This is a genomic window from Ruegeria sp. H7, from assembly GCF_056532945.1.
On sequence record NZ_JBQFNZ010000003.1, the window covers coordinates 284,341 to 298,436 of the forward strand.

A 14,096-nucleotide genomic window follows, 5' to 3' on the forward strand; every position below is an offset into this window, starting at 1 on the left:
GCGGAGGGCACATGGATCAGGCGCAAATCGAGGTTCAGGTCGTAGGCACGCTTTCGCAGATTTCTGCGGCCGAGTGGGATGCCTGCGCGTGTCCCGAAGCTGCCGAGGGCGGGCGCCCGCTGGACCCGTTCACCACCCATCGGTTTCTGCTGGCGCTGGAAAACAGCGGCTCGGTCGGGCGGGGCACTGGCTGGCAGCCGCAATATCTGACCTGCTATCTGGACGGGATGCTGATTGCTGCGGCACCGATGTATGCCAAGTCGCACAGTCAGGGCGAATATATCTTCGACCATAGCTGGGCACATGCCTATGAAAACGCGGGCGGGCGCTATTACCCGAAACTGCAAATTGCCGTGCCCTTTACCCCCGCAACCGGGCGACGGTTTCTGGTGCGTCCGGGCTATGAAGCGATAGGCATGTCGGCGCTGGTGCAGGGTGCGGTGCAACTGGCGGCAGACAATCGGGTCTCGTCAATCCACGCGACTTTTTGTACCGAGGATGAGGCGTTGGCAGGCGAACAGATGGGCCTGATGCTGCGCCAATCGCAACAGTTCCACTGGCTGAACGACACTTATGCCGATTTCGACGGGTTTCTGAACGCCCTGTCCTCGCGCAAGCGCAAGAATATCCGCAAGGAACGGGCGCAGGCGAACGGGTTTGGCGGTGAGATATGCACTCTAACCAGTGATGATCTGCGCCCCGAGCATTGGGATGCGTTCTGGCGCTTTTACCAGGATACCGGCGCACGGAAATGGGGCTCACCCTATCTGACGCGGCAGTTCTTCGATATCGCTCAGGATACAATGGCCGATGATATGGCTTTGGTGCTGGCCGAACGCGACGGGTATCCGATTGCCGGGGCGCTGAACTTTATCGGGCGCGAAACGCTGTTCGGTCGCTATTGGGGCTGTGTCGAACACCATGCCTGCCTGCATTTCGAACTGTGCTATTATAGGGCCATCGACTTTGCCATCGCTCAGGGTTTGAAGCGGGTCGAGGCGGGCGCGCAGGGGGAACACAAGCTGGCGCGCGGGTATCTTCCGACGCGCACCTACAGCCTGCATTGGGTCGGCGATCCGGGATTTGCCGATGCCGTCAAAAAATATCTGGACGCCGAAGGCCGCGCGGTGGGAGAAGAGATTGAGATTCTGACGGATTACGGCCCGTTCAGAAAATCGAACCCGGAGGAACAGCAATGACCGAGCTTTTGTCGACCGAGACCCGTGGCCCCCTTCTGGACCCGCTGTTCAACAATGGCTGGACCATGGTCGAAGGCCGGGACGCGATCACCAAGACCTTCATATTCGACAATTTCGTTGCCGCCTTTGGCTGGATGACACAGGTGGCGATCTGGGCCGAGAAATGGAATCACCACCCCGAATGGTCCAACGTCTACCGCACGGTCGAGGTGACGCTGTCCACCCATGACGTCGGCGGGTTGTCCGCGCTGGACGCCAAACTGGCACGCAAGATGGACAGCCTGATCTAGCCCCGATCCCCGCGCGATCCCATTCCGCCGGCCAATGAGGCTGCAACGCCCATCTGCTGGAACTCGGCCGGGGTGACAGTGCCGTCGCTGACATTGATATTTCCGGGGATGCGGGTTGTGCGGTTGCCCACCTGCCGCACGCTGCGTGCAGCCGGATTAATATCAAGGCATTTGGTATTGTAGCAGGTCAGCCCGCTGAGATTGATCTGAATGCGGGGCTGTCCGTCCGGCCCCGTGACAACAGGGGCTTGCGGTACATCACAGGCCGCAAGTGCAACAAGCGCCCCAAAGGCGATCCATTTGTTCATCCCACGCTCCTGTTCAGAGTTGGCCTAGTCCAGTCGTTCGTTTCCGTCCTGATCGGCAGAGGTGAAATCGCGACCCATCTGCGCGTCGTATTCTGATCTTGAGATAAAGCCGTCGCCGTTGTGGTCAACGTCCCGGATCTGATTGATGTCCAGAAACGGTTTGGCTTCGTCCAGACCCAGCGTGCCGTTCTTGTCCTCGTCCATCGTTTGAAAGGCGTAATCGGAAAAGGCGTTGAACTCGTCCTTGGACAGAAACCCGTCATTGTTGGCGTCAATGTTGTTCAGTTCTTTTTCGTGCAACTCGGCCACGGTTTCCGCGCTGGCTGCACCCGCCAGGGCGACAGTCGCGGCAAGAATAAGTGGTTTCATTTTCAATCCCCTCAACATGCGAATCTCTGCCCTTCAAAACCGCCCGCAGCAGCGCCCGCCGCCGTCAGGATTGTCTTGCCAGACCCGCCGCCGAACTGGTTGCCGATTGCGCCGCCGATCAATGCGCCGCCCAACGTGCCGCTGAGGCAGGCAATCTCGTGCTGGCGCGCGGCCTGTTGTTGCGGGGTGGGTGCCGGACCGCAGGCGGCCAAAACGCCCGCGCTGACGGCAATTAGGGAAATAAATCTGAGGCTCATAAATCAACTCCCGTGTTCTATGCGCCAAGTATTCGCGCAACGGGGCGTTGTATCAAGTTAATTTGGGTTCATCTGGCCCCGACCATGCCGGGGCCGTCAGGGTTCAGATCACGTCCAGCAGCCCCTCGCCCGCGGAAACCTCGCACGCGCCGGGGTTGTCTTCCAGATTCAGGGCTGTGACGGTGCCGTCTTCGACCAGCATGGCATAGCGTTTGGAGCGTGCGATCAGCCCGGCAGGCGGGGCGTCGAAATCCATCCCGATCGCCTTGGTGAACTCGGACGCTGCATCGCCCAGCAGGGTCAGGCCCGCCTCGGTCGCGCCGGTGGCTTCACCCCATGCTTTCATCACGAACGGGTCGTTGACGGACACGCAGATGATCTCATCCACGCCCTTGGCGTCGAACTGGTCCTTGGTGCGCATGAAGCTGGGCACATGCGCTGAATGGCATGTCGGAGTGAACGCGCCGGGTACGGCAAAGATCACAACTTTGCGGCCTTTGGTCTTGTCTGAAATCCGCACCTCTTCCGGGCCGTTCGCACCCAGTTGAGTGAGAGTCGCATCTGGTAGCTGGTCACCTGTCGAAATCATTTATAGCACTCCTGTTGATTGGATTTGCAGAGTCGGGTTCAGCCGCAATATAGGTGACCACGTGGATGAGACCACGGGAATTCGACAGGGTGGGAGGAACATGAGCCATATTGTTGTGATCGGTGCCGGGCAGGCCGGGGCATCTTTGGTTGCGCGCCTGCGCAATGATGGGTTTGACGGGGACATCACCCTGATCGGGGCCGAGCCGCATCTGCCCTATCAGCGCCCGCCCTTGTCCAAGGCCTATCTGCTGGGTGAGATGGAGCTGGAGCGTCTGTTCCTGCGGCCCGAAAGCTTCTATGCCGACAACAACATTACCCTGCGTCTGGGCCAGCCTGTGACGGTGATTGATCCGCAGGCCAAAACGGTGACCGTGGGCGATGATGTCATCTCGTATGACGAACTGGCGCTGACCACCGGATCGGACCCGCGTCGCCTGCCGGCTGCCATCGGTGGCGATTTGCGGGGCGTGCATGTGGTGCGCGATCTGGCCCATATCGATGAGATGGAGCCTCGCGTCACGGACGGCGCGCGTGCCCTGATCGTGGGCGGCGGTTATATCGGGCTTGAGGCCGCAGCCGTCTGCGCCAAGCGCGGTGTGAAAGTGACCTTGGTCGAGATGGCCGACCGCATCCTGCAACGGGTCGCGGCCCCCGAGACCAGCGACTATTTCCGCGCGCTGCATACGGAATACGGCGCCGATATCCGCGAAGGCGTCGGGCTGGATCGTCTGGTCGGTGACAATGGCAAGGTGGTTGGCGCTGTTCTGACCGACGGAACCGAGCTTGAGGTGGATTTTGTTGTAGTAGGCGTTGGTATCGCCCCCTCGACCCAACTGGCCGAGATGGCGGGGCTGGAGCTGGACAACGGGATCAAGACCGATGCCCATGGCCGCACCTCGGACCCGTCGATCTGGGCCGCCGGGGATTGCGCGTCCTTCCCGCATGGCGACACCCGTATCCGTCTGGAAAGCGTGCCCAACGCGATCGATCAGGCCGAGATCGTGGCCCAGAACATGATGGGCGCGGCCAGGGATTATGTGGCAACACCGTGGTTCTGGTCGGATCAATTTGACGTCAAACTGCAGATCGCGGGCCTGAACACCGGCTATGACCGCGTGGTGACCCGGCAGGGCGAAGGCCAGAGCGTGTCCTTCTGGTACTACGACGGCGACCGGTTGATCGCCGTGGACGCGATGAACGATCCGCGCGCCTATATGGTCGCCAAACGGCTGATCGAAATGGGAAAAACTGCCGATCCGGCCATTGTGGCCGACCCGGATGCGAACCTGAAACCGCTGCTTAAGGCGTGAGGATCATTGCCGGAGAATTCCGGGGTCGGGCCTTGGCCTCGGTCGGCAAGGGGGACGCAGGCGCGCATCTGCGTCCCACCACGGACCGCGTGCGTGAAAGCCTGTTCAATGTGCTGACCCATCAGATCGATTTCGACGGCCTACGCGTGCTGGACCTGTTCGCTGGCACCGGCGCGCTGGGCCTTGAGGCGCTGTCGCGCGGTGCGGCCCATGTCACGTTTGTCGATGACGGGCGCGTGGCGCAGGGCTTGATCCGCAAGAATATCGACCTGACCCGAAGCACGGACCGTACCGATCTGATCCGCCGCGATGCAACGCGGCTGGGCGACAACCCGGATGCCCCTTACGATCTGATCTTTCTGGACCCGCCATACGGCAAGGCCATGGGCCAAAAGGCCCTGGCCAGGGCGGTCGAGGGAAACTGGATCGCCCCGGACGCGCTGATCGTGTGGGAGGAAAACGCCCCCATGGCCGCGCCGGACGGGTTCGATCTGCACAGCGCCCGCAAGTATGGCGACACGCATATCTCGCTGATGTGGCGCAGCCCGGAAAACTGACGCTGATCCGCAGCAAGGCTGGATTCACATTCCCGTGATCGACCCTGCCGAATGGTTAATGCCCTATTTTGCGGAGGTTGGGGACACATTCTGGGCCAGAATCGCCGGTAGCCGAAATTGAGTTTAGCAACCCGGACAGTGAGTACCTGAATGTTTTCCAAGACCCTTCCAGCCCTGCTGATCGGCTGTGCCGCCGCCTCGGCCAGTGTGGCCGAAACCCAGATCGACATGGATGATTTCTTCGTCAACTGCATCTCAGACGTCAACAGCGAAGGCGTGACGCTGGTGCGTTCGGGTGGATCCGACAAGGGCTACATCATGACAACTGACGTGCAGGGCGAGGCGGATATTTACCCCGGCCTGGACAGCATGACATTCCTGCTGATGCAGGAGACAGGAGTGATCACCTTTGTCGTCGATTATCACAGCATGGAATATGACATGATGGTCAAAGGGGCGGGGCAGCAATTCGACAGGGGCACATGCTCGGCATCCTGAACCGGTTGTGGCCGGTTCGGTGCACTTGACCCAACACTCTGACAAGGCGGACTGTTTCAGATTGAAACGGCGCGCGCGGATTGCTGCTGAGCGTGGATTTGCGCAGGGGCCTGCACTGGGTTAAGCCGGGCGCAAAATCCGCGGAGGCTTCATGCACGATCTGGTCATCTTCGATTGCGACGGCGTTCTGGTCGATAGCGAGCCGCTGTCCAATAAGGTTCTGGTGGACAATCTGGGCCGGTACGGCCTGGACCTGACACTGGAAGACAGCGTCGGGTTTTTCCTCGGTGGGACAATGGCTGGCGTGCGGGACAAGGCGCGTGCGTTGGGGGCCGATTTGCCGGATGACTGGATCAATGAGGTCTATGCGGAAACCTACGAGCGTTTGCGTCAGGGCGTGGCATTGATGCCCGGTATCCGGGACCTGTTGGATTGGCTTGATCATCACGGCATCCCGTTCTGCGTGGCCTCGAACGGCAGCCCGGACAAAATGGCGATCACGCTGGGCCAGAACGGGCTTTGGGACCGGTTTCAGGGTGCCATGTTCTCGGCCCACCAACTGGGAACGGCAAAACCGGACCCCGAGATGTTTCTGCTGGCCGCGCAGCATTTTGGCGCATCCGCTCCGGTTGTAATCGAAGACAGCCATAACGGCGTTACCGCCGCGATGCGCGCGGGCATGCGGTGTCTTGGCTTTGCGCCCGAAGGGGGTGGCGCCAAACTGGCAGAGATTGGCGCAGAGGTCTTCACCGACATGGCGGAAGTGCCGCGCCTTTTGGGAATTTGATCCATCCGTGCTAGGGTCGCGGGCATGGACCGCGCACTGACCCCTTCGATCTGGGCATTCTCACAGGATGCCGACGCCACCCCGGCCCCCGAGCGCAGGCCGATGCGCGCGCCGGTTTTTATCAACGACGCGCTAACGCCCTGGGGTCACGAAACCCTGCTGCTGAAACTGCTGCGCGACCAGGCCGCCGATCACGAAGAATAGGTCGGGTGGAACTTGCCGCCGGGTGACAGGGTAAAGATTTCGACCCCATCCGCCGTTACACCCACCGAATGCTCGAACTGCGCCGACAGCGACTTGTCGCGGGTCACGGCGGTCCAGTCATCGGCTAGCGTCTTGGTCTCGGGACGGCCCAGATTGACCATCGGCTCGATGGTGAAGAACATACCCTCTTCCAACACAGCCCCGGTGCCCGGGCGGCCATAGTGCAGGACGTTGGGCGGGGCGTGGAACACCCGGCCCAGCCCGTGACCACAGAAATCGCGGACAACGCTCATCCGGTGCGCCTCGACATAGGCCTGAATCGCGTGGCCGATATCGCCAAAGGTGTTGCCCGGCTTGACCATCTCGATGCCCTTGAACAGCGCATCATGAGTGACCTGGATCAGACGTTCAGCCTTGCGTGGCAGCTTGCCCGCAACATACATGCGCGAGGTATCACCGAACCAGCCGTCAACGATGACGGTCACGTCGATGTTCAGGATGTCACCATCCTTGAGCTTTTTCTCACCCGGAATGCCGTGACAAACCACGTGGTTCACGCTGATACAGCTGGCGTGCTGATAGCCCTTGTAGCCGATGGTCGCCGAGGTCGCGCCCGCATCTTCGACCATCTGCGTGATCAGCCCGTCAATAGCGCCGGTCGTCTGACCGGGAAACACATGCTGGGCAATATCGTCGAGTATCCGCGCAGCCAAGGCCCCTGCCGCATGCATGCCCGCAAAGTCACCCTGTTCGTAGATGCGGATACCGTCTTTTGTCAGACGGCCACGATGGTCTTTCATCGACGCTAAGCTCCAAATGTTTCGCGCAGCCCCTTACTTACGCTGCTTGCGCAGAAAGTTCCAGAGGGTGCGGGGTCGCGGGAAGAGTTTACGGATCAAACTGAAGCGCTATTGATTGGCCAAGCGTTTCGCATGCACCATATACAGGTTTTCCAATATGTCCTTTGGACACTGAATTGTTGTGGTGTTCAATTCTTCCCGACAAAACGTCAACATCCTCAACAATAATGTTGGTTCAGTAGAGTCTACAAAAACCTTGTCGCTGTCGATACCGGGAATATCCGAAAATGTAAGTGTTGTAAAAGTCGGTGCGACTCCAAAAGACGCGTGCATAAGAGTATTTGCACACCGTTTCTGTTCATCGTTTGATAAATTGACATCGATGACTTGCACAGTTGCTTCAATGACGTTGCTGCTACTGGTTGACCAATTCCCATAGCAACCAGGTCTACTCATCTTCAGACCGTTGCCGACTGCACGACGAACCTGAAGCGCGGAGTTGGTAAAATCTACATCAATGTCTTGCGGGAATAGTGTATCCTTCACCTCGCGATTTTCGGTTTCGAGGTTTTGGAATATCAAAATCAGGTTCGATCCTCCACTCAGTGAGTTTTGGGAAAGAAACCATGTATCAGGGTCTCCCATCATTCGCAGATCGCTACCGGCATTGTCAGCAAGTATCTTAGCCAAAGAGGCTGAGTAGAATGCCGTATCTGGAGAAACTTGCCCTGCAATTTGCATGACAATTTCCTCCGACCAGAAACTCAACTGATCAACTTCCAAGTTTTCCTTTGTATACCGTGCAATCGGATCGTCCAAAATCGAAGAAGGTGCGGCACTATCAGCAGAAAGCTCGGTTGCCAATAATACGTTGAAAAACAAATAGCTAATCGTCCAAATTTTCATCTTCAATTACCTTTGTACGCTGTTTGATCTCATTTAATTGGATGGAGCAGTTAGGTGTTTGTTGGCAACTACCCAAACACCTTCCGGCGTAATCCGTGTCCCATAGACCAACCGCTCAACGCCCTTCGCCTGTGCTGCCTCAAACGCCGCCGCATAGGCCGGGTCGATATCCGCGGCCAGCGCAAATCGGTCGCAATCGGTGCGCTGCACCAGATACAGCATGATCGCCCGGTGCCCCTGCGCGGCCATCGCCGCAAGTTCGCCCAGATGCTTGGTGCCGCGCGCGGTTACGCTGTCGGGGAACTCGGCCAGACCGGGTTGGCGGGACAGGGTGACGCTTTTGACCTCGACATAGGCGTCGGGCAGGCCAGGCGCGCTCAGCAGAAAGTCGATGCGGCTGTTTTCGCCGTATTTCACCTCGGGGCGGACGGTTTCATAGGCGGCCAGTTCGGGGATTTCACGCGCCTCCAACGCCGCACGCAAGGCCTTGTTCGGGACCGATGTATCGACCCCGGTGAAATGCCCGTTTTCGTGATCGACCAGTCGCCAGCCATATTTCAGCTTTTTCTTCGGATCGTCATTGGGCTCCAGCCAGATTTTCTGGCCCGGCTCGGCCAGCCCCATCATCGAGCCGGGATTGGCGCAATGGGCTGTAACCTCGCGCCCGTCCTCCAGCGTGCAATCGGCCAGAAAGCGTTTGTAGCGGCGGATCAGGCGGGCGGGGACAAGAGGGGTTTCAAATCGCATGCCCCACGGCCTATACCTGCCCCAGGGGTCGATCAAGAGGAAGAGCGCCATGGCCAATCCAACCGCTGCAATGCTGGTGATCGGGGATGAGATTCTCTCGGGCCGGACCCGCGACGCGAATATGCACTATCTCGCCGGAGAGTTGACCAAACAGGGCATCGACCTGAAAGAGGTCCGCATCGTCAGCGACGACGCGCCCGAGATCGAAGGGGCCGCAAAGGCGCTGTCCGACCGGTACGATCATGTGTTCACCAGCGGTGGCATTGGCCCGACCCATGACGATATTACCGCCGATTGCATCGCGCGGGCCTTTGGGGCGCATATCGACATTCGCGATGATGCGCGGGCGCTGCTGCAGGCGCATTACGACAAATCGGGCCTTGAACTGAACGAGGCCCGCCTGCGCATGGCGCGCATCCCGGACGGGGCGGTTTTGATCGACAACCCGGTCTCGACCGCGCCGGGATTTACCATCAAAAACGTGCATGTGATGGCTGGGGTGCCGTCGGTGTTTCAGGCCATGGTGGCCAGCGTTTTGCCCAATCTGACCGGCGGCAGGCCCCTGTTGTCGCAGACCCTGCGGGTGAATCGGGGCGAGGGCGATATCGCAGCGACCCTCTCCGCGCTGGCCGAGGCCTATGATGACCTGACAATCGGGTGCTACCCGTTCCAGATCAACGGTGTCTTTGGCGCAAATGTCGTCATTCGCGGCACCGAGGGCACCCGGATCGACGCCGCCATGACCCAACTGGCGAAAGAGCTGGAGTTGTGAACGTCAACTGGGCCGACATTGTCGACGGAACCTGGCCTGCGGCCCGCTATGAACGGCTGGGCCCGTTTCAACTGCGCGAAGGGCAGGGCGGTGGCTCGCGGGTGTCGGCGGCCAATGCGCTTGGCCCTTTCAGCGACACGGATATCGATGCAGCCGAACGGGCGATGCTGGCGATGGGGCAAAAGCGTATCTTTTGCCTGCGTCCGGGGGACGAGGCGCTGGATGCGCAGCTTGCCGCACGGGGGTACGAGGTGCTGGACCCGGTCAACATCTATTCCTGCCCGGTATCCCATCTGACCGACCAGCCGATCCCGCGTGTCATGGTGTTCACCGTATGGGAGCCGCTTGCGATCATGCGGGATCTTTGGGCAACCGGGGGCATCGGGCCGGAACGCATCGCCGTGATGGAGCGTGCCAAAGGCCCCAAGATCGGCTTGCTGCTGCGCCATCGCGATCAGCCCTGCGGGGTTGCCTTTGTTGCTATACATGAAGGTGTTGCCATGCTTCATGCGCTGGAGATTCTGCCCGATCACCGCCGTCAGGGCATGGGCCAGTGGGCGGTGCGGGGTGCCGCGATCTGGGCGCGCGACCATGGTGCCGAAACCTTCAGCGTGATCTGCACCAAGGTGAACGACGGGGCAAATGGCCTGTACCAAGCGCTCGGGATGGAGATCGCGGGCGAATACCATTACCGTCAGCTTATCTAACACAGAGGTTTTCGTGACACATCAAGACATGCCCACCGCGCTGGACCTGCCCATGGTCGACTCGCTGCCGCCCGAGACGCAGAAATACTTTGATATCTGCGTCGAGAAACTGGGCATGGTGCCAAATGTGCTGAAGGCTTATGCCTTTGACATCGACAAGCTGAACGCCTTCACCACCATGTATAACGACCTGATGCTGGCAGATAGCGGGTTGTCAAAGCTGGAACGCGAGATGATTGCAGTGGTCGTCTCATCCATCAACAAGTGCTTCTATTGCCTTGTGGCCCACGGGGCTGCCGTGCGGCAGTTGTCAGGCGACCCAAAGCTGGGTGAGATGCTGGTGATGAATTACCGCGTCGCGCCGCTGGACGACCGCCAACGCGCCATGCTGGATTTCGCTGCCCGGATGACCAAAGCCAGTACCGAGATTGAAGAAGCCGACCGCCAGCGCCTGCGCGATGTCGGGTTCTCTGACCGGGATATCTGGGACATTGCCAACGTGACCGGGTTCTTCAACATGTCCAATCGCGTGGCCAGCGCCACGGCGATGGTTCCAAACCCCGAGTATCACGCACAGTACAGATGATCCGAACGCTAAGCCTTTTGACCGTGATTCTGGCCAGCCCGCTGGTTGCTCAGGAACTGACGCTGCCGCAATCCGCACAGCAGATCAGTCAGCGGGTTTCTCCGCTGGACAGCTATGATCTGCCAACCGGGCCATTCGCAGATGGTGCGGTTCCGGCCCGAACGGTCGAGGGGCAGGTCGAAAGGGTCACATGGCGCCTGCAGGCCGGGTCCAGCACGACACTGCAATTGCTTGCCCCGTTGCGCGACCAGATCGAAGCGCAGGGGTATGAGATCTTGTACGAATGCGAGGCGCGTATTTGCGGCGGCTTCGATTTTCGGTTCGGCACCGAAGTGGTGCCAACGCCGGATATGTATGTCGCCATTCAGGACTATCGGTTTCTGTCCGCGCAGAAGGGATCCGAGGTGCTGAGCCTGCTGGTCAGCCGGAACCCACCCGATGGTTATGTGCAGATGATCCGGGTAACTCCTGTCGATGCGCCGGCCCCTGCACCTGTCGTGATCGATCAGAGTGTGGATGGGGCCGGGGGGTTGCTGGCCGAATTCCAGCAAACCGGTCATGTCATTCTGGACGACCTGCACTTTCGCACTGGTGAGGTTGCGCTGGGCGAAGGGCCCTTTGCCTCGCTCGCGTTGCTTGCCGGGTTCCTGGCGGAAAAGCCGGACACGCGGCTGGCGCTTGTGGGGCATACCGACGATACCGGCGCCTTGCAGGCCAATATCGCTGTCAGCAAGCGCCGGGCCGAGGCCGTTCGAACCCGTCTGATCGAGGCGCATGGCGTGGCCGCCGACCGGATCGAGGCGCAGGGCGTTGGCTATCTGGCCCCGATCACCTCAAACGCCACGGCTGAGGGCCGCGATATCAATCGCCGGGTCGAGGCTGTATTGCTGGTCAACTGACGCACAAAAAAGGACCCGCACCAGAAAGCGCGGGCCGCTAAAGTTCACCGGGAGAATTTACCAATCCATCGGGCCCTTTTCGTTGAAGGACTCGACCAGAAAATCAATGAAAGCCCGCACTTTCGGCTGCGTGAAACGCCCGGGCGGGTAGACGGCGTAAACGCCCTGAACCTCATCCGGCAGCGACGGCATCGCGTCCAGCACCTGGCCGGATTTCAACGCATCCGCGTACAGATAGCTGGGCAGATAAGCGATCCCGAGGCCCGAGATCGCAGCATTCAGCAGGGATTGCCCGTCATTGACGCTGAGCCAACCGGCGGTGCGCACCTGACGCTTTTCGCCCGATGGCGCGGTCAGTTTCCAGACATTGCCCGAAGACTGGCTGGAATAATGCAGCAACTTGTGTTCGTTCAGGTCGTCGATCTTCTGCGGACGTCCGAATTTCTCGATATAGCTGGGGGCCGCAACCATGCGTTTGACGGTTTCCGTGAGTTTGCGCGCGCGCAGGGTGCTGTCTTCCAGCTCACCAATGCGCACGGCCACGTCAAACCCTTCGGAAATCAACTCAACATAGCGGTTGTTCAGCACCATGTTGACGGTGATATCCGGGTAAGCGGACAGGAATTCGGACAGAACAGGGGACAGGTGATTGACCCCGAAATCCGTCGCGACGCTGATCCGCAACAGGCCTGACGGGGCCGATTGCATCGAGGTAACCAGTGCATCCGCCTCGCCCGCGTCATTCAGAACGCGGCGCGCGCGGTCGTAATAGGCCAATCCGATTTCAGTTGGGGACACCCGGCGCGTTGTGCGGTTCAGCAGCCGCGCACCCAGACGCGCCTCAAGGCTCGAGACGTGCTTGGACACGGCCGATTTGGAGATGCCCATCTTCTTGGCCGCATCGGTGAAGCCACCCTGGTCCACCACGTTGGCGAAGGCTTCCATTTCGGTCAATCGATCCATACTCGTTCCCCAGGTCTTACGTTCGACGTCAGTTTTGACGCTCAATCTGGGCGGAAACGGGGCAGACATGGGATAATATCAGGGTTTTGAATCGGATCGTTTGCAGTTCAGAAACGTTGAAACAATGGTTTCCGATCCAATAACACCCCGGTCAAACGGTGATTTCTAGACATTTTTTCATTTGTGCTATGCTGAGAATGGCATTTTTGTGTCCTGGGAGGAGATCATGAAATCACTATTTGCCATTGTCGCGTTTTGTCTGTCCGCTGGTCTGGCCCTGGCCCAAGCGCAGACCCCATCCAGCCCTGACGCCAAGGTCTATTTCGTGAACCTTGCGGATGGGGACACGGTTCAATCGCCGGTGACGGTGGTCTTTGGCCTGAGCGGTATGGGCGTCGCGCCAGCCGGGACCGAGGCCGAGAATACCGGCCATCACCATCTGCTGATCAACCGCCCGCCGATTGGCGAAGGCGAGGACGGCGCGGATGAGCTGGCTTATGGCCTGCCCGCCGACGACAATCATATGCATTTCGGCGGCGGCCAGACCGAGGTGACGCTGGACCTGCCCGCAGGCCAGCACACTCTGCAATTGGTGCTGGGCGATGCGGGTCATGTACCGCACAACCCGCCGATTGTGTCCGAGGTGATTACGATTACGGTCGAGTAGACGCCCAGATACGCCTGTTTACTTTCACGCTGATGTAAGGAACTCTCCGACGTGTGATCGGAGGGTTCCATGTCGCTTGAGTTTCTTCTTACATCGCTGATCGTCGTGCTGTTGCCGGGAACAGGCGTGATCTACACGCTGGCCATCGGGCTTGGCCGGGGGTTTCGCGCCAGCATTGCGGCGGCGGCAGGCTGCACGCTTGGGATCGTGCCCGCCGCTGTGGCCAGCATTATCGGGCTGGCCGCGCTGCTGCACACCAGTGCGCTGGCGTTTCTGGTGCTCAAATACCTTGGTGTGCTTTATCTGTTCTATATGGCCTGGGGCATCATCCGCGCGGGCGGCGCGATGGAAGTGAGTGCCGAGAAATCGACCACAGGCTACCTGAAGATCGCGACGACCGGCACGCTGATCAACGTGCTGAACCCCAAGCTTTCGCTGTTCTTTCTTGCGTTCCTGCCGCAATTCCTGCCCACGGACACGGCGCATGCGGGTCTGGCGCTGGTGCAACTGGCGCTTGCCTTCATGGCGATGACTTTTGTTGTGTTCATCGCCTATGGGGCCTGCGCGGCGCTGGCGCGGGATTACATCATTCATCGCCCATCTGTGATGGCTTGGATCAAACGCTGCTTTGCAACGGCTTTTGGCGCGCTTGGGGTGAAGCTTGCACTGTCTGACTGAC

At 59.6% G+C, this 14,096-nt stretch carries 21 protein-coding genes; 13 read left to right on the forward strand and 8 right to left on the reverse strand.

Annotation, left to right across the window (positions count from 1 at the left end):
* Positions 1-11 precede the first annotated feature (11 nt).
* Positions 12-1,199 carry a GNAT family N-acetyltransferase gene (locus ACR0AC_RS10190; protein WP_480873148.1) on the forward strand — a complete coding sequence of 396 codons (1,188 nt, stop codon included), beginning with the start codon at positions 12-14 and terminating at the stop codon, positions 1,197-1,199.
* Entirely contained in the window at positions 1,196-1,489 is a 294-nt protein-coding gene (locus ACR0AC_RS10195) for a 4a-hydroxytetrahydrobiopterin dehydratase (RefSeq protein ID WP_170453594.1), read from the forward strand. The genes ACR0AC_RS10190 and ACR0AC_RS10195 overlap by 4 nt, the downstream gene beginning before the upstream one ends.
* On the opposite strand, the gene ACR0AC_RS10200 is transcribed toward ACR0AC_RS10195, so the two are convergent.
* The 4 genes from ACR0AC_RS10200 to ACR0AC_RS10215 all read right to left on the reverse strand — a co-directional run bounded on the left by ACR0AC_RS10200 (position 1,486) and on the right by ACR0AC_RS10215 (position 3,012).
* Positions 1,486-1,797, reverse strand: a complete 312-nt coding sequence (locus tag ACR0AC_RS10200; RefSeq protein ID WP_170453595.1) for a hypothetical protein — start codon at positions 1,795-1,797, stop codon at positions 1,486-1,488. The two genes, ACR0AC_RS10195 and ACR0AC_RS10200, sit on opposite strands and share 4 nt — an antisense overlap.
* 24 nt (positions 1,798-1,821) lie before the next feature.
* Positions 1,822-2,166 carry an EF-hand domain-containing protein gene (locus ACR0AC_RS10205; protein ID WP_480708411.1) on the reverse strand — a complete coding sequence of 115 codons (345 nt, stop codon included), beginning with the start codon at positions 2,164-2,166 and terminating at the stop codon, positions 1,822-1,824.
* An 11-nt stretch (positions 2,167-2,177) separates the two neighbouring features.
* Positions 2,178-2,423, reverse strand: coding sequence for a glycine zipper 2TM domain-containing protein (locus tag ACR0AC_RS10210; protein ID WP_170453597.1), 246 nt, complete (start codon positions 2,421-2,423; stop codon positions 2,178-2,180).
* Positions 2,424-2,526: 103 nt separating this feature from the next.
* On the reverse strand, positions 2,527-3,012 hold the full coding sequence (locus tag ACR0AC_RS10215) for a peroxiredoxin family protein (protein ID WP_170453598.1): 486 nt from the start codon (positions 3,010-3,012) through the stop codon (positions 2,527-2,529).
* Between the two features lie 100 nt (positions 3,013-3,112).
* Here ACR0AC_RS10215 and ACR0AC_RS10220 point away from each other — a divergent pair, with 100 nt between their 5' ends.
* The 5 genes from ACR0AC_RS10220 to ACR0AC_RS10240 all read left to right on the forward strand — a co-directional run bounded on the left by ACR0AC_RS10220 (position 3,113) and on the right by ACR0AC_RS10240 (position 6,370).
* Positions 3,113-4,324, forward strand: a complete 1,212-nt coding sequence (locus ACR0AC_RS10220) for an NAD(P)/FAD-dependent oxidoreductase (protein ID WP_480873151.1) — start codon at positions 3,113-3,115, stop codon at positions 4,322-4,324.
* A complete protein-coding gene (gene rsmD / locus ACR0AC_RS10225) occupies positions 4,321-4,881 on the forward strand; it encodes a 16S rRNA (guanine(966)-N(2))-methyltransferase RsmD (protein WP_480873153.1) in 561 nt (186 codons plus the stop codon). Before ACR0AC_RS10220 ends, rsmD begins: the two co-directional genes overlap by 4 nt.
* Before the next feature lie 150 nt (positions 4,882-5,031).
* Positions 5,032-5,379, forward strand: coding sequence for a hypothetical protein (locus ACR0AC_RS10230; RefSeq protein ID WP_170521254.1), 348 nt, complete (start codon positions 5,032-5,034; stop codon positions 5,377-5,379).
* A 151-nt stretch (positions 5,380-5,530) separates the two neighbouring features.
* Positions 5,531-6,166, forward strand: a complete 636-nt coding sequence (locus ACR0AC_RS10235) for an HAD family hydrolase (RefSeq protein ID WP_170453602.1) — start codon at positions 5,531-5,533, stop codon at positions 6,164-6,166.
* 24 nt (positions 6,167-6,190) lie between these two features.
* A complete protein-coding gene (locus tag ACR0AC_RS10240) occupies positions 6,191-6,370 on the forward strand; it encodes a hypothetical protein (RefSeq protein WP_170453603.1) in 180 nt (59 codons plus the stop codon).
* On the opposite strand, the gene map is transcribed toward ACR0AC_RS10240, so the two are convergent.
* The 3 genes from map to sfsA all read right to left on the reverse strand — a co-directional run bounded on the left by map (position 6,358) and on the right by sfsA (position 8,823).
* Positions 6,358-7,170 carry a type I methionyl aminopeptidase gene (gene map, locus ACR0AC_RS10245; protein ID WP_170521256.1) on the reverse strand — a complete coding sequence of 271 codons (813 nt, stop codon included), beginning with the start codon at positions 7,168-7,170 and terminating at the stop codon, positions 6,358-6,360. The two genes, ACR0AC_RS10240 and map, sit on opposite strands and share 13 nt — an antisense overlap.
* 108 nt (positions 7,171-7,278) lie before the next feature.
* Positions 7,279-8,076 carry a hypothetical protein gene (locus ACR0AC_RS10250; RefSeq protein ID WP_480708408.1) on the reverse strand — a complete coding sequence of 266 codons (798 nt, stop codon included), beginning with the start codon at positions 8,074-8,076 and terminating at the stop codon, positions 7,279-7,281.
* Positions 8,077-8,109: 33 nt separating this feature from the next.
* Positions 8,110-8,823, reverse strand: a complete 714-nt coding sequence (sfsA, locus tag ACR0AC_RS10255) for a DNA/RNA nuclease SfsA (protein ID WP_480708407.1) — start codon at positions 8,821-8,823, stop codon at positions 8,110-8,112.
* Between the two features lie 49 nt (positions 8,824-8,872).
* Between sfsA and ACR0AC_RS10260 the strand changes: the two genes are divergently transcribed.
* The 4 genes from ACR0AC_RS10260 to ACR0AC_RS10275 are packed head-to-tail and all read left to right on the forward strand — an operon-like array spanning position 8,873 to position 11,787.
* Positions 8,873-9,595: a competence/damage-inducible protein A gene (locus tag ACR0AC_RS10260; RefSeq protein WP_480873157.1), complete on the forward strand. Its 723-nt coding sequence runs from the start codon at positions 8,873-8,875 to the stop codon at positions 9,593-9,595.
* A complete protein-coding gene (locus tag ACR0AC_RS10265; protein ID WP_480873159.1) occupies positions 9,592-10,302 on the forward strand; it encodes a GNAT family N-acetyltransferase in 711 nt (236 codons plus the stop codon). The genes ACR0AC_RS10260 and ACR0AC_RS10265 overlap by 4 nt, the downstream gene beginning before the upstream one ends.
* A gap of 28 nt (positions 10,303-10,330) precedes the next feature.
* A complete protein-coding gene (locus tag ACR0AC_RS10270) occupies positions 10,331-10,888 on the forward strand; it encodes a peroxidase-related enzyme (RefSeq protein ID WP_480873226.1) in 558 nt (185 codons plus the stop codon).
* Complete coding sequence (locus ACR0AC_RS10275; RefSeq protein WP_480873160.1) at positions 10,885-11,787, forward strand: OmpA family protein; 903 nt, start codon at positions 10,885-10,887, stop codon at positions 11,785-11,787. Before ACR0AC_RS10270 ends, ACR0AC_RS10275 begins: the two co-directional genes overlap by 4 nt.
* Positions 11,788-11,844: 57 nt before the next feature.
* Here ACR0AC_RS10275 and ACR0AC_RS10280 read toward each other — a convergent pair whose 3' ends face one another.
* A complete protein-coding gene (locus ACR0AC_RS10280; protein WP_170453610.1) occupies positions 11,845-12,750 on the reverse strand; it encodes a LysR family transcriptional regulator in 906 nt (301 codons plus the stop codon).
* Between the two features lie 226 nt (positions 12,751-12,976).
* Between ACR0AC_RS10280 and ACR0AC_RS10285 the strand changes: the two genes are divergently transcribed.
* On the forward strand, positions 12,977-13,417 hold the full coding sequence (locus tag ACR0AC_RS10285; protein ID WP_170521267.1) for a DUF4399 domain-containing protein: 441 nt from the start codon (positions 12,977-12,979) through the stop codon (positions 13,415-13,417).
* 69 nt (positions 13,418-13,486) lie between these two features.
* Positions 13,487-14,095, forward strand: a complete 609-nt coding sequence (locus tag ACR0AC_RS10290) for a LysE family translocator (RefSeq protein WP_480873163.1) — start codon at positions 13,487-13,489, stop codon at positions 14,093-14,095.
* The last annotated feature ends 1 nt before the right edge of the window (position 14,096 follow it).

Bases quoted from the DNA above. Each gene is read 5' to 3' on its own strand.
- ACR0AC_RS10190 (WP_480873148.1), top strand. From the start codon at position 12: ATGGATCAGGCGCAAATCGAGGTTCAGGTCGTAGGCACGCTTTCGCAG.
- ACR0AC_RS10195 (WP_170453594.1), top strand. From the start codon at position 1,196: ATGACCGAGCTTTTGTCGACCGAGACCCGTGGCCCCCTTCTGGACCCG.
- ACR0AC_RS10200 (WP_170453595.1), bottom strand. From the start codon at position 1,797: ATGAACAAATGGATCGCCTTTGGGGCGCTTGTTGCACTTGCGGCCTGT.
- ACR0AC_RS10205 (WP_480708411.1), bottom strand. From the start codon at position 2,166: ATGAAACCACTTATTCTTGCCGCGACTGTCGCCCTGGCGGGTGCAGCC.
- ACR0AC_RS10210 (WP_170453597.1), bottom strand. From the start codon at position 2,423: ATGAGCCTCAGATTTATTTCCCTAATTGCCGTCAGCGCGGGCGTTTTG.
- ACR0AC_RS10215 (WP_170453598.1), bottom strand. From the start codon at position 3,012: ATGATTTCGACAGGTGACCAGCTACCAGATGCGACTCTCACTCAACTG.
- ACR0AC_RS10220 (WP_480873151.1), top strand. From the start codon at position 3,113: ATGAGCCATATTGTTGTGATCGGTGCCGGGCAGGCCGGGGCATCTTTG.
- ACR0AC_RS10230 (WP_170521254.1), top strand. From the start codon at position 5,032: ATGTTTTCCAAGACCCTTCCAGCCCTGCTGATCGGCTGTGCCGCCGCC.
- ACR0AC_RS10235 (WP_170453602.1), top strand. From the start codon at position 5,531: ATGCACGATCTGGTCATCTTCGATTGCGACGGCGTTCTGGTCGATAGC.
- ACR0AC_RS10240 (WP_170453603.1), top strand. From the start codon at position 6,191: ATGGACCGCGCACTGACCCCTTCGATCTGGGCATTCTCACAGGATGCC.
- map (WP_170521256.1), bottom strand. From the start codon at position 7,170: ATGAAAGACCATCGTGGCCGTCTGACAAAAGACGGTATCCGCATCTAC.
- ACR0AC_RS10250 (WP_480708408.1), bottom strand. From the start codon at position 8,076: ATGAAAATTTGGACGATTAGCTATTTGTTTTTCAACGTATTATTGGCA.
- sfsA (WP_480708407.1), bottom strand. From the start codon at position 8,823: ATGCGATTTGAAACCCCTCTTGTCCCCGCCCGCCTGATCCGCCGCTAC.
- ACR0AC_RS10260 (WP_480873157.1), top strand. From the start codon at position 8,873: ATGGCCAATCCAACCGCTGCAATGCTGGTGATCGGGGATGAGATTCTC.
- ACR0AC_RS10270 (WP_480873226.1), top strand. From the start codon at position 10,331: ATGCCCACCGCGCTGGACCTGCCCATGGTCGACTCGCTGCCGCCCGAG.
- ACR0AC_RS10275 (WP_480873160.1), top strand. From the start codon at position 10,885: ATGATCCGAACGCTAAGCCTTTTGACCGTGATTCTGGCCAGCCCGCTG.
- ACR0AC_RS10280 (WP_170453610.1), bottom strand. From the start codon at position 12,750: ATGGATCGATTGACCGAAATGGAAGCCTTCGCCAACGTGGTGGACCAG.
- ACR0AC_RS10285 (WP_170521267.1), top strand. From the start codon at position 12,977: ATGAAATCACTATTTGCCATTGTCGCGTTTTGTCTGTCCGCTGGTCTG.
- ACR0AC_RS10290 (WP_480873163.1), top strand. From the start codon at position 13,487: ATGTCGCTTGAGTTTCTTCTTACATCGCTGATCGTCGTGCTGTTGCCG.